This is a genomic window from Methanoculleus sp. MH98A (assembly GCF_000691865.1).
In the GTDB taxonomy this organism is placed as follows: Archaea; Halobacteriota; Methanomicrobia; order Methanomicrobiales; family Methanoculleaceae; genus Methanoculleus.
Genome location: NZ_JMIO01000090.1, coordinates 1 through 12,703, shown reverse-complemented (window position 1 = coordinate 12,703; position 12,703 = coordinate 1). Strand labels below are relative to the sequence as shown.

12 protein-coding genes, 2 tRNA genes and 1 pseudogene are annotated in these 12,703 nt (G+C 64.0%); 10 read left to right on the top strand and 5 right to left on the bottom strand.

Annotated features, from left to right (window positions below):
- A pseudogene (rps15p, locus tag EI28_RS10945) lies at window positions 1-185 on the bottom strand (30S ribosomal protein S15); the annotation flags it as partial.
- Between the two features lie 346 nt (window positions 186-531).
- On the opposite strand from rps15p, the gene EI28_RS10940 reads away from it, so the two are divergent.
- A tRNA-Gly gene (locus EI28_RS10940) sits at window positions 532-602 on the top strand.
- A 27-nt stretch (window positions 603-629) separates the two neighbouring features.
- Here the strand turns inward: EI28_RS10940 and EI28_RS14965 are convergent.
- Window positions 630-1,127, bottom strand: coding sequence for a V4R domain-containing protein (locus EI28_RS14965; protein ID WP_231476760.1), 498 nt, complete (start codon window positions 1,125-1,127; stop codon window positions 630-632).
- A 3-nt stretch (window positions 1,128-1,130) separates the two neighbouring features.
- Window positions 1,131-1,448 carry a helix-turn-helix transcriptional regulator gene (locus EI28_RS14960; RefSeq protein ID WP_231476758.1) on the bottom strand — a complete coding sequence of 106 codons (318 nt, stop codon included), beginning with the start codon at window positions 1,446-1,448 and terminating at the stop codon, window positions 1,131-1,133.
- 326 nt (window positions 1,449-1,774) lie between these two features.
- On the opposite strand from EI28_RS14960, the gene EI28_RS10930 reads away from it, so the two are divergent.
- From EI28_RS10930 to EI28_RS10920, 3 genes are all read left to right on the top strand, one after another.
- Complete coding sequence (locus EI28_RS10930; RefSeq protein WP_048114815.1) at window positions 1,775-3,088, top strand: formylmethanofuran dehydrogenase subunit B; 1,314 nt, start codon at window positions 1,775-1,777, stop codon at window positions 3,086-3,088.
- 3 nt (window positions 3,089-3,091) lie between these two features.
- Entirely contained in the window at window positions 3,092-4,798 is a 1,707-nt protein-coding gene (locus EI28_RS10925; RefSeq protein ID WP_048114813.1) for a formylmethanofuran dehydrogenase subunit A, read from the top strand.
- 333 nt (window positions 4,799-5,131) lie between these two features.
- Entirely contained in the window at window positions 5,132-6,346 is a 1,215-nt protein-coding gene (locus EI28_RS10920; protein WP_048114811.1) for an FprA family A-type flavoprotein, read from the top strand.
- A gap of 67 nt (window positions 6,347-6,413) precedes the next feature.
- Here EI28_RS10920 and EI28_RS10915 read toward each other — a convergent pair whose 3' ends face one another.
- Window positions 6,414-7,583 carry an MFS transporter gene (locus tag EI28_RS10915; protein ID WP_048114809.1) on the bottom strand — a complete coding sequence of 390 codons (1,170 nt, stop codon included), beginning with the start codon at window positions 7,581-7,583 and terminating at the stop codon, window positions 6,414-6,416.
- A 366-nt stretch (window positions 7,584-7,949) separates the two neighbouring features.
- Here EI28_RS10915 and EI28_RS10910 point away from each other — a divergent pair, with 366 nt between their 5' ends.
- The 4 genes from EI28_RS10910 (at window position 7,950) to EI28_RS10895 (ending at window position 11,117) form a co-directional block, all read left to right on the top strand.
- The gene (locus EI28_RS10910) at window positions 7,950-8,840 is read left to right on the top strand and encodes a flippase-like domain-containing protein (protein ID WP_231476756.1); all 891 of its coding nucleotides are present in this window, start codon (window positions 7,950-7,952) and stop codon (window positions 8,838-8,840) included.
- A gap of 101 nt (window positions 8,841-8,941) precedes the next feature.
- The gene (locus EI28_RS10905) at window positions 8,942-9,619 is read left to right on the top strand and encodes a DUF5612 domain-containing protein (RefSeq protein ID WP_048114807.1); all 678 of its coding nucleotides are present in this window, start codon (window positions 8,942-8,944) and stop codon (window positions 9,617-9,619) included.
- Window positions 9,619-10,194: an L-threonylcarbamoyladenylate synthase gene (locus tag EI28_RS10900; protein ID WP_048114805.1), complete on the top strand. Its 576-nt coding sequence runs from the start codon at window positions 9,619-9,621 to the stop codon at window positions 10,192-10,194. The genes EI28_RS10905 and EI28_RS10900 overlap by 1 nt, the downstream gene beginning before the upstream one ends.
- Window positions 10,191-11,117 carry a DNA polymerase subunit beta gene (locus tag EI28_RS10895; RefSeq protein WP_048114803.1) on the top strand — a complete coding sequence of 309 codons (927 nt, stop codon included), beginning with the start codon at window positions 10,191-10,193 and terminating at the stop codon, window positions 11,115-11,117. Before EI28_RS10900 ends, EI28_RS10895 begins: the two co-directional genes overlap by 4 nt.
- Here EI28_RS10895 and EI28_RS10890 read toward each other — a convergent pair.
- The gene (locus tag EI28_RS10890) at window positions 11,114-11,776 is read right to left on the bottom strand and encodes a Dna2/Cas4 domain-containing protein (protein WP_048114801.1); all 663 of its coding nucleotides are present in this window, start codon (window positions 11,774-11,776) and stop codon (window positions 11,114-11,116) included. The two genes, EI28_RS10895 and EI28_RS10890, sit on opposite strands and share 4 nt — an antisense overlap.
- Before the next feature lie 119 nt (window positions 11,777-11,895).
- On the opposite strand from EI28_RS10890, the gene EI28_RS10885 reads away from it, so the two are divergent.
- Window positions 11,896-12,192, top strand: a complete 297-nt coding sequence (locus tag EI28_RS10885; protein ID WP_048063718.1) for a DUF3467 domain-containing protein — start codon at window positions 11,896-11,898, stop codon at window positions 12,190-12,192.
- 73 nt (window positions 12,193-12,265) lie between these two features.
- Window positions 12,266-12,337: transfer RNA gene (locus tag EI28_RS10880), tRNA-Thr, on the top strand.
- The last annotated feature ends 366 nt before the right edge of the window (window positions 12,338-12,703 follow it).

The window sequence follows — 12,703 nt, the reverse complement described above, 5'->3', positions numbered from 1 at the left end:
TCGGGGACGGCGTACCTGTCACGCAGCACAAGGCCGATCTGGCTGGTCGACATGCCGTCTTTGCGAAGATCGACGACGATCTTCTCGATCTCTGTTGCGTCCGTGTTGGACCACTCGGGTGCTTCCTTCCGGTAGGGTCGGACGGAACTGCTTGTTCCGCGACGCCGAGCGTACATTCTTGCCATTCATGCACCTCCGATAGATATACTATGTTAAGTCCAGAAAAGAGTCCTTTAACTGACTAATCTCTGTAATCCCGAGCCCTTGCGGGCAGTGCTTCCGGGAGCACGTCGGACTTACCACAGTCAGCACGTGATCGTGCTGCAACATATTCTCCGGGAGGAATCTTAAGGGTATCGGACAGGCGCGCGTGCCGGGGGGCGAAATACGTTGTACGGAGGTTTCCGTGATCTGTAGCGGCGCCCGCCGCCGGAAGGAAGGTCGGCCGGAGGGGGGGCTGCGCTCCCTTCCGGCGGCGGGAGGTGAGCCGAATGTTTATGTTCTCCCGGGCCAATATGTACTGGTACCAGTGCGATAGTAGTCTAATGGTAGGACAGGGGCTTCCCAAGCCTCTAGTCCGGGTTCGATCCCCGGCTATCGCATGGCGTTTTCTATCGTTTTTTTGCGTGTTATTCCGGGGTCCGACACTCTTCTCTTCCACCGCCTCCCACACCGATCTCGAACCGGCAGTGATCGAACCCCATCGAGTAGCACCGGGTCTCGATCGCCTCCGCCGGCCGCCCGTAGTGACGGGAGAAGAGCGCCCGGAGGATGCCCGAGTCGAACGCACACGCAGGCTTCCCCGTCACCGGTAGGTCGACGCACTCGAAGCAGTCGTAGACGAGGAGGACGAGCGGTTCCGTCTCCGCGACCTCGATCCGACCGAGGCGGTGTTCCTCCCAGAACCGGGCGATGTTCGCGCAGAACGCTCCTGTATCGGGGTCAGCGACCGCCGGGTAGAGCTCCTCGCCGATCCGCTCCCCTGCCCGGGAGAGGAGCGGGTCGAGGAGAACCCCCTCCTGCATGAGCGCCACCCGGATCGTCCGGAACGCGAGCCGGTAGAACGCGTTGGGGTCGCCTGACCCTGCCTGGTACGCCCCCGCATAAGCGGCGAGGTCATCGACCACCCGTTACTCAGGCGAGACGCTCGCGACGAGGTCGCCGGTGACGAAAAATATCTTCTTCCGGGAGTCCTCCGGGTCGGGCCGCGACCCGATCACGCCCGCCGCCGCGAGGTCCTGGAGGTGCACCGAGACCGTCGACTTGGCCCGTCCCGCAAGGATGACGAGTTCCTCGAACGTATGCTCGCGCTCCCGGAGGGCCGCGAGGATACTACGCCGCACCGGGTTCCCGACCGCTCGCGTTCCCCCCGGTGTCGAATAGAGATCTATGTCACGTTCCGGTCTCGGCCGGCCGGCCCTTCCCCTGCCGATCATTTCTTGTTCCATATATCTGGTCAAAAGGATGATATATCAAATGTTCGGATACACTAGTACGTTCGTATGACCACGAACATTTTGGTGCTTGCTCCAGAACCTGCTCTCGCCGTCCACCGGGCCTGGGCAGCTGGCTGCAACCTGCGGGGGTGCCGCGGCTGCACCCCCCCGGAAAAACCTGCAAGACCGGCCTCGTCCGGGGTGAAAGAACCGCTCACGCCGGATCCTCGATGCGGGTGCCAACGCTTAAAGGCACACCTGTTGAGGTGGAGGTCGCCCGGAACGAACCCATCCCCCAACCCACCGAACCGGTGCGCAAGGTACAGGGGTGAACTCATATGACGAAGACTGTAACCGACGTAATCTGCCCGTTCTGCGGGACGCTCTGCGATGACCTCGAAGTTGTCGTCAGCGATGACGGAAAGGAACTCCTCGAAGTCTACAACGCGTGCGCTATCGGCGCCGAGAAGTTTCTCCACTCCCAGGCAAAGGAAAGGATCACCCGCCCCCGCATGAGGCAGGAGGACGGGTCATGGAAGGAGATCTCCTACGACGAGGCGGTCGAGTATACCGCCAGGATGCTCACCGACGCAAAGAAGCCCCTGATGTACGGCTGGAGCTCCACGAACTGCGAAGCGCAGTCCATTGGGTCAGAGATTGGCGAACTGGTCGGAGCGGTCATGGACAACACGGCGACCGTCTGCCACGGGACATCCCTCATCGCGGTGCAGGATATCGGGATTCCGAGCTGCACACTCGGTGAGGTCAAGAACCGTGCCGACCGTATCCTCTTCTGGGGATGCAACCCGGCGCATGCCCATCCGCGGCACATGTCCCGCTACTCGATCTTCCCCCGCGGATTCTTCACCGGCAAGGGCCACACCGGCCGCAAGGTGATCGTCATCGACCCGCGGCCCACCGACACCGCCCGCATGGCGGACGTCCACCTGCAGGTCGAGCAGGGGCGTGACTATGAACTCCTCAATGCGCTCCGCGTGGCGTTCAAGGGCAAGCAGCTCCCTGACGTCGTCGCCGGCATTCCAAAGGAGCAGATCTACGAGGCCGCTGAGACGCTCAAGAGCGGCCGTTTCGCGATCATCTTCTTCGGCATGGGCGTGACCCAGTCGCTCGGGAAGAACCACAACATCGACGAGGCCATCGCGGTCACCCGTGACTTAAACGAGTACACGAAAGCAGCCATCATGCCGATGCGCGGGCACTACAACGTCACCGGCTCCGGCCAGGTCTGGGGCTGGCAGTTCGGGTTCCCCTACGCGGTGGACCTCTCCCGCGGATTCGCCCGCTACAACCCCGGCGAGACGACCTCCAACGACCTGCTCCGCAGGGACGAGGTGGACGCCGTCTTTGTCCTCGGCAGTGACCCCGGCGCGCACTTCCCGTTCAGCTCGGTCAAGAAGATCTACGACCGCCCGTCGGTCGTTATCGACCCCCACGAGACCCCGACCACCGAGGTCTGCAAGGTCCACGTCCCCGTCGCCTTCGTCGGCGTCGAGGTGGGCGGATGCGCATACCGGATGGACAACGTGCCGATTGAGACGAGAAAAGTCATCGAGCCCCCCGAGGGCGTGATGACCGACGAGGAGTTCCTCGACCGCGTTCTGGAACGCGTCAGAGAGATCAAGAGTGAGTGAGCAATGACAGAATATCTTATCAAGAACGGATTCGTCTTCGACCCGGTTCTCGGGATCAAGGGCGACAAAGCCGACGTCGCCATCAAGGACGGCAAGATCGTCGAGACGACGGCTCTCAGCAGCCCGAAGGTCATCGATGCGGCGGAGAAGGCCGTCATGGCCGGCGGGGTCGATATCCACGCCCATGTCGCCGGTCCGAAAGTGAACATCGGCCGCAACTTCCGCCCCGAAGACAAACTCTTCGGCTACAAGGCTAAAAACGGCATCGAGCGGATGCAGGGCGGATTCTCCGTCCCGACGACGATCCGGACCGGCTACAACTACGCCCGGATGGGTTACACAACCGTGATGGAAGCGGCCATGCCGCCGCTCTACGCCCGGCACACCCACGAGGAGATACGAGACACGCCGATCCTCGACCAGGGCGCTTACCCGGTCTTCGGGAACAACTGGTTCGTCCTCGAGTACCTCAAGAACCACGAGATCGAGAACACCGCCGCCTACATCGCCTGGCTCCTCAAGGCGACGAAGGGCTACGCGGTCAAGGTCGTCAACCCCGGCGGCACGGAAGCCTGGGGATGGGGCCTGAACTGCGAGAACGTGCACGACCCGGTTCCCTACTTCGACATCACGCCGGCGCAGATCGTGAAGGGCCTCATCGAGGCGAATGAGTACCTCGGTCTCCCGCACTCGATGCACATGCACGCGAACAACCTCGGGAACCCCGGCAACTACACGACGACGCTCGATACGTTCAAACTCTCGGAGGGCATCAAGCCGAACAGCAAGTTCGACCGCGACCAGGTGATGCACCACACTCACGTCCAGTTCCACTCCTACGGTGGCGACTCCTGGGCGAACGTCGACTCCCGCACAAAAGAGATCATGGACTACGTGAACTCGCACGACAACATCACCATCGACATGGGTCAGGTGACGCTCGACGAGACCACGACCATGACCGCCGACGGGCCGTTCGAGCACCACCTCACCGAGCTGAACCACCTGAAGTGGGCGAACACCGATGTGGAACTCGAGACCGGCTCGGGTGTCGTGCCCTACGTCTACAGCCCGAACATCAAGGTCTGCGCCATCCAGTGGGCCATCGGCCTCGAACTCGCGCTGCTCGCGAAGGACTCCATGCGGGTTTACCTGACCACCGACCACCCGAACGCCGGGCCGTTCATCCGCTACCCGCGGATCATCAAGTGGCTCATGAGCCAGGAGGCGCGCGAGCAGCAGATCGACGCCTTCAAGCACAAGGACAAGGTCATCGGTGCGACCAACCTCGCCGGCATCGACCGCGAACTCGATCTCTACGAGATCGCACAGATGACCCGGGCCGGACCCGCGAAATCGCTCGGTCTTCCGCACATGTACGGCGGGCTTGCACCCGGCCTCGAGGGAGACGTTGCGGTCTTCGACTTCAACCCGAACGAGCCCTATGCACCCGACGAGATCGAGAACGCCTTTTCGAGCGTGCGGTACCTCTTCAAGACCGGTGTCCAGGTCATCAACGACCACGAGATCGTCTCGAACGGCAACAAGCGGACGCTCTGGGTGAACGCGAAGGTCGACCAGAACCCGCAGGTGATGCGTGACGTCAAGGAGAAGTTCCTCCGCTACTACACGGTCACCCTGAACAACTACGAGGTTACCGGGCGCTACCTCCCGAACCCGTACGTGATCGAGGTTGATGCCACAGAGTGAGGCGCGTTGCGACTACCATATGACTTCCATTCCATTCGCCGGAACGGCCGGATAATCTATAGTATAACCTGAGGTCCCCGAGACCACAGGGACATAAGGGTGCCGGCTATCGCCGGCGCCACTGCCTCTCAACACCCTCTTTTCCGGCCCGGCCAGCCGAGGTCATGACGCGGCTGTATGTTTGATCGGGGCGGAGGTGATCGATCTCGGGCCCCGATCTGCTCTCCACCCGGTGCTCATCCGGCGCTCCGCAGATCAAGATCGAAAAAGGGATATAGGGAATGTTCCGACATAGATGTGTTCGTAATAATACGAACATTGTGAGGAACAACCATGATGCCTACGAAACTTGCCCCCGGCGTCCATTGGGTCGGGGCGATCGACTGGAACCTGAGGGAGTACCACGGCTACACCCTCCCGGGAACGACATACAACGCCTACCTCGTCCAGGGTGAGAAGACAGCGCTGATCGACGGCGCTTACACTGGATTCGAGGGTGAAGTCCTCGGCCGTATCGGATCCGTCTGCGACCCGGGCGCGATCGATTACATCGTCGTGAACCACATCGAGATGGACCATTCCGGCACGCTGCCCGCGTTCGTGCGGCGGATGCCCGGTGTCCCGATCTACTGCACGGAGCGGGCCCGCACCGGGCTTGCCCGCCACTACGACACCACGGGCTGGAACATCCGGGTTGTTAAATCCGGCGACACCCTCGACCTCGGCGGGAAGACGCTCGTCTTCCTCGAGGCGCCGATGCTCCACTGGCCCGACTCGATGTTCACCTACCTCGCCGAAGACGCCATCCTCTTCCCGAACGACGCCTTCGGGCAGCACGTCGCGAGCGCCGCCCGGTTCGACGACGAGATCGGGCACGACGCGGCGATGGCCCATGCGCAGAAGTTCTACGCAAACCTGATCGTGCCACTTGCGCCGAAGGTCTTGAAGAAACTCGACGAGGTCGGAGGTCTCGGGATCGACATCAGGATGATCGCGCCGAGCCACGGTGTCATCTGGCGATCGCACGCCGGCGATGTCCTCAGGGCATACACCGACTGGAGCCGGGGCGTTGCAAAGGATAAGGTCACGATCGTCTACGACACCATGCACGGCTCGACCACGATGCTGGCGAAGGCGGTTGCCGAAGGTGTCATGGCCGAAGGCGCCGACGTCCGGGTCTGCCTGCTCCGGGACGGTCGCTACGAAGGAACGCACAGGAGCGACATTGTCACGGAGGTGCTCGACTCGAAGGCGGTCCTCGTCGGGTCGCCGACGCTCCAGGACGAGGTCCTCCCCACGGTGGCCGGGTTCCTCAGTTACCTCCGCGGGCTTCGACCCGGCCGGTTGGGGGCGAAGAAGATCGGGTGCGCGTTCGGGTCGCACGGCGGCATGGGCGGCGCGGTCGCCCAGGCGGAGGATGCCTTGAAGGCGGCCGGGATTGAGGTGATCGACGGCGGGTTCCAGGTGAACTACCGGCCGGACGGCGACGAGATTGCCCGGGCGTATGAACTCGGGCGGAGGGTGGCGCGGGAGATCCGCGCCCGGTAGTGCCAGGGTTCGCGTGCCATCCCCCAGCAACATTATGCCGGACAGATCGTCCCGATACCTCCTTTTTTCAGCCCGCCGGTGCGGCAAACCCGCGTCTCATCCAGGCGAACGCCGCGAGCGCCCCGACCTGCATCGCCACCAGGAACCCGACGACGAGCGGCACGGCGACCGTGTAGGCCCAGCCGATGACGACGCTCCCGGCAAACCAGGCCGCCCCATAGATGGTGTTGAATATCCCGTATGCCGTCCCGCGCTTGCTGATATGGGTATAATCCGCGACGGCAGCACGGAGGATCGTCTCCTGTGCGCCCATCGCCGCGCCCCAGAGCAGAACAGCGGCAAGCGCGAGGGCGTAACTCGTCCCGAAGGCGAGGAAGGGGATGCCGATGGCAAGGAGCGGCACGGAGAGGAGGGTGACAAGCCCGAACCGGTCGTATGCCCGCCCGATCGCGAGAGCCGCTATGGCATCGACGCCCATGGCGACGGCGTAGAAGAGCGGGATCTCTGCTTCTGAGACCGTGCCGGTGACGGCGAAGTGGTAGGCGATGACCGGGAACGCCGCAAACCCGGCCATGGTGAGCGCGGTGAAGACGGCGTACGGGAGCAGGGACCCCGGGAGGGTGGTTCCCCGGGAATCGGAGCCGCTATCCTCAAGTGAAACCGGTTCAGGCGCCCGACGCCGGGCGAAGAGGAGGGCGAGGATCATCAGCACAAACGGGACGGCGAGGAGGGCAAACCCGCTCCGGTAGTCTCCCTGCGCAAGGAAGATGGCGGTAAAGATCAGGGGCCCAATGACCGCCCCGATCTGGTCGAGGGCCTCGTGCACGGCAAATCCCCAACCCCGGCCGACCGTCGCCGTGGCATTCGCCAGGATGGCGTCCCGTGCCGGCACCCGGATGCCCTTCCCCGCCCGTTCGAGGATGAGGAGAAGCGCGGCGGCCTCCCAGGACCCGGCGAGCGCGAGGAGCGGGACTGCGGCGAGCATCCCGTAGCCAATGAACGTGATCGCCCAGTAGTGCCGCGTGGTATCGGCCAGGTACCCGGAGGCCAGGCGCAGGGCGTAGCCAAGGAACTCACCGAGCCCCGCGACCACCCCGACGGCGAGAGCGCCGGCACCGAGGATGTAGAGGTAGGGGCCGGAGACGCTCCGTGCCCCTTCGTAGATGACATCCCCAAAGAGGCTTACGATGCCGAAGAGGACGATCACGGTGTAGGCTGCACGGTGTTTGCCGTCCATTGATGGTAATCTGTCGTTTATCGCTTATAAACCCTCTCTGACGGCCTGAGGTGTCCTCCTCTCGCCCCCGACTGTTACCGGCCCGGAGGAGGAGCTGCCGGATCCAAAACCCCGGGGGAACCATAATCACGGCCTCCCGCCACCTACCCTCTCTTGTGGTGCACCACTGGATAAGGAGCCGCCGGGGAGGGGGACCGGCATGAAGAACTTGCGCTGGATCGCGCTCTCGCTCCTCCTCAGCGGCGCGGCCTCGCGGGGCTGCTCGCGGCGACCTTCACCCCAGCAACCCGGGCCTACCTCGGGGAGGTCGGCGTCGCCGCCCTCCTTCTTGCCCTGGGGCTCCGGGCCGCGTCGATCCTCTGCCGCATGGTCCGGATCGGGGTCATCTGCCGCGGCCTCGGCTACACCGTGCCGTTATCGAGCCTCGCGATCACCCAGAGCCTCTCGCTCTTCGCCGGCTCGCTCACCCCCGGCCAGGTGGGCGGCGAACCCGTCCGGATTCACCGGCTCTCGCGAGCCGGGCTCGCCGTCGGGGACGCCGTTGCCGTTGTCGTCACGGAGCGGGTCCTCGACCTCGCCGTCTTCGTCTCCATCACTCTTGCAGCCCTTTTCGCCGTCCGACACCTCTGGAGTTACCTTGCCGCCACCATCCTCTATCCGGTGGCGGCCTTCCTCCTCCTCGTCCTTGTCCTTCTCGCTGCACTCACCGTTCTGATTCGCCGCCCGTCCCTCGCGAACCGGGTTATCGGCGGCGCTGCCATCCGGGTGCTCGATCGGTGCGGCCGGAGCCGGCGCTGGCTCCGGTTCTGTCCAGGCGCGGAGGGTGCGGAGCACCTCACCCGGCGGATCGAGCGCGAAACCGAGACCTTTGCCGCGAGTTCTTCCCGGTTTGTGAGGGCCGATCCCCGGGCGCTCGGCGGTGCGATCCTGGCGAGCATCCTCGACTGGGTCTTCCTCTTCTCTACGGCGTCGGCGCTGCTCGTCGCTCTCGATCTCCCGCCGTCCGTTCCCGAGTCGTTCCTCTTCCAGGGTATCCTCCAGATGATCGCGGCCGTCCCGCTCATCCCCGGCGCGGCCGGGATCGCGGAGTTCGGCGCCGCCACCCTGTACAGCCGGATCGTGCCCACCTACCTCCTCGGCCTCTTCGTCGTTCTCTGGCGATTGATCCTCTACTTCCTCAATATCCCGCTCGGCCTCCTCGCGACGGCTCTTGCGGCGAGAGAGGGGGCGGACCTGCGGGGCACCGAAAACCTATAACCCTTATGAGACCAAAATCTATCTTTTAACGCGAATATGACGAAAAACACCCTGTTCGTGAAACGATCGGAGGACGTTTCGATCTCCTGCCGGGGAGGGTCATGACCACCGATACCGAAATGTACGCCCTCTCGATCATCACCGAGAACCGGGCCGGCGTGCTGCGCGACGTGGCCACGGTGATGGCGGATTACCTGGCGAACATCCAGATGATCCAGCAGTCGATCATCGCCTCCGGCCCGAACGCCGGGAAGGCTTACCTCTACTTCGAGTTCGAGGAGTGCGGGAATCATGGCGAACTCATCGCCGATCTGGCACGGGTGCCGTCCGTCGTCGACGTCACCATCTACCCGCCGTTCTCCCGGATATTCGGGTCGAGGGTGATCATCATCGGCGGCGGCGCACAGGTGGCGCAGGTGGCGCTCGGCGCCGTGAACGAGGCGGACCGCCACAACATCCGCGGCGAGCGGATATCGGTGGACACGATTCCTCTCGTCGGCGAGCAGGATCTGGCGCTCGCCGTGGATGCGGTGGCGCGGCTCCCCCGGGCGTCGATCCTGGTGCTCGCCGGGTCGCTGATGGGCGGCGAGGTCTCGCGGGCGGTGGAACGTGTCCGGGCGGGGGGCATCCCGGTGATTGCCCTCAAGATGGCCGGCAGCGTTCCTTCGCACGCCGATCTGGTCGTGACCGATCCCATCCAGGCCGGGGTCTTTGCCGTGATGCACGTCAGCGGCAAGGCCGTCTTCGATATCAACCGCGTAAAGGGGCGTGAGTTCTGATGGACCCGATCGATATGGCCGTCCGGGTGCTCTCGCGCGACGGGCTCGTCGTCTATCCTACCGAGACGGTCTACGGCCTCGGTGCGGACGCACTCTCCGAGGATGCCGTGATGCGGGTCTACGAGGCCAAGAACCGGCCGGTGGGTAAACCGATATCGATCGCGGTCTCGGATATGGAGATGCTTGCCGCCGTCGCGGTGGTGGACGATGCTGCGCGGGCGTTCATCGAGCGGTTCCTGCCCGGCCCGGTGACAGTGCTCCTCCCGGCGAAGTCCTGCCTGCCGGCGGTGCTGACGGGCGGGACGGGTCTCATCGGGGTCCGGTGGCCCGACCACGATATCGCCGTCGCGATCATCGCCCGGCTCGATGCGCCGATCACGTCCACCAGCGCGAACATCTCGGACGATATCCCGCCGACCCGTCCCGACGAGGTCTCCGTCCCCCACGATTACCTGGTCGACGGAGGGGAACTCCCCGGGACGCCGAGCACGGTGGTGGATCTCCCCGCCCGGTGCATCCTGCGCAAGGGCGCGGAATGGGAAGCGGTGGAGGCGTTTCTGGAGAGCTTGAAATGAGTTCGATACGGCTCCGTGACTTCATCGAGGATCGCGAGGGCTGCCTCTATGCGGTCTCGAACTACGACAACGCCGAACGGATCGGGTGCATCCTCCGCTACGTCCCCGATCCGGACGGGGAGCGGACGAACCTCGCCGGCCGGCGATACCATAAATACGATTTTGCCGAGTCCTTCGACTGGGTCCGGGCGCACAGGCCGGAGTACCTGGACGGCGTCCACCGGGTGCCCCACTGCGACGTGGCCCGGGTCTACAAGCCCGAGGAGGAGATCGCCGGCGTGGCGGCCCGGAACAGGCGGGTGGCGCGGCTCCTCTCCCACCTGTCCCTCCCGGCGGGTTCGTTCGGATGCACGGGCTCGCTCCTCTGCGGCCTCGAGAACGCTGCCTCCGACATCGACCTGGTGGTCTACGGCGACGCCTGGTTCGTCGCGCAGCGCCGGCTCCGCGACCTGGTGGGGAGGGGGGTGATCCCCGCGATGAGCACCGCGATGTGGCGGAAGGTCTACAAAAAACGGGTTCCGGAGATATCCTTCGACGCCTTCGTCCTGCACGAGCAGCGGAAGTGGAACCGGGGGGAGTTCGAGGGGACCTACTTCGACCTCCTCTACACCCGCGCCTACGAAAACCTGGACGCGGTCCCGGCCGGCGCGGGGAAGGTTCTCGGCCGGGCGACGATCGAGGCGACGGTCACCGGCGCGTCGCTCTCCTTCGACAGCCCGGCGGTCTACGCGGTGGACCACGACGATATATCGCGGGTGCTCTCCTTCACCCACACCTACGCGGGCCAGGCGCTCGCGGGCGAGGTCGTCGAGGCGAAGGGCGTCGTGGAGGAGCACGGCGACGAGCGGTGGCTGATCGTCGGGACGACCCGCGAGGCGAAGGGCGAGTACATCGTCTCGAAGACGCTGCTCGAGAGCGTTTAGAAGAGGTCGGAGAGCCGCCGCGGCCCGGCGGTGCACCGTTCGAGGTGCGGGCAGCCTTCGCAGGGCGCCCTGAGGGGCCGGGGCGGGAGTTCGCCCGCGACCACCCGTTTTGCCGCCCGGATCGCCTTGATCATCTCCCGCCGGTCCCGGGGCTGGGGTTCGACGTAGCGGCAGACGCCGCTCGCGACGTACTCGACGTAGCCGCCGGCGACGGGGCGGCCGAGGGTCTCGTGCAGGCAGGCAACGTAGCAGGCGACCCTGAGCCGGTCGGTGTTGTAGACCCCGGCCTTCGGCGCGGCGCTCGACCGGGTGACGGCGAACGTGCCGTCCTCGAAGACTTTATCGACCCGTCCCCGGATGCCGAGGGTGTCGGACTCGACACCGAGGTCGACCTGGACGGGCCGCTGCCATTTGGTCTCACTGCAGGCGCTGATGCATTCGTCGAAGAGTTCCCGGACGTCTTCCGCTGCTTCGGGGAGGACGCAGAGGATCTCCTGCCAGATCTGCTCTGCTTCCAGGAGTTCGCCGAGGTGCGTGGAGACCTGTTTGCAGACGGTGTAGCGCGGAGACTCCGGGTGCTCCTCCGAGCGCTCGAAGTAGTAGCGCCGGGGGCAGATGTGGCAGGCGACGACGCCGGATACCGGGATGTAGTCGGTCATGCACAGGGTTCCGTTTGACAGAAAGTACGTCCTCCCGCTATTTAGCGGGGTATGCTCCGCACCGGCGGCGAGCCGGCCAAGACCAACTCTTATCCCGGAGCGAGTCACAGAAGATGGGTATGGCAAACCGCGAGATATCGGTCAACATCCCCGGCAATCTCGACCCGGTCTACTCCAACCGCATCCAGATCGCCTACAAGGAGGACGAGTTCACGTTCCTCTTCCTGCACGAGATCCCCGGCATGAACCAGGCGCGGGGGAAGGCAATCGTATCGATCAGCCCCCGCCACGCGAAGAACCTGGTCGAGGTGCTCGCGAAGAGCGTCGCCGACTACGAGCAGAAGTTCGGCAAGATAACCGCCCCGGAGGCCGCCGCGCAGCAGGAGAGCAACGTCACCATCCGGGGGTACTCCTGAACGGGGCCGGGTCGGCGGGCTCCCGGCAGGTGATACCTTTTTAATTCCGAAGATGTAATATTCTAGGGCAGTTGCCGCTGTGGCTTAGCGGTATAGCGGCTGATTCGTAATCAGCAGGTCGGGGGTTCGATTCCCCCCAGCGGCTCTTCTTTACATTAGTTTTGAATCTCTTTTCAGGGTCCTTCTGTGTCAAATCCTACTTTAGATCTGGGCCCTGTATCAACCGTATCAATTCCAGAAACACTCTATGTGGTCAGGTTTTGACCGCCCGCAATCCTGGGGCTAGTTTTGGCGGGGCGAAATGCACTTGCCCTCCCCCCATCGCAATCGCGATGTGCACATTCTCCATCACCGCGGTAGTGTTCGCCGGGATTGTCGGCGGGGTGGTAGCAGTGGTGACGCGGGTAATCACTGAATGATAAGTCAGGTGACAACAGTAGTGAGTGAATCGTTTCCATTGTTGTAGTTATATGTGATATCTGCAACCTGATCTGGGTAGACAGAGGTGCCG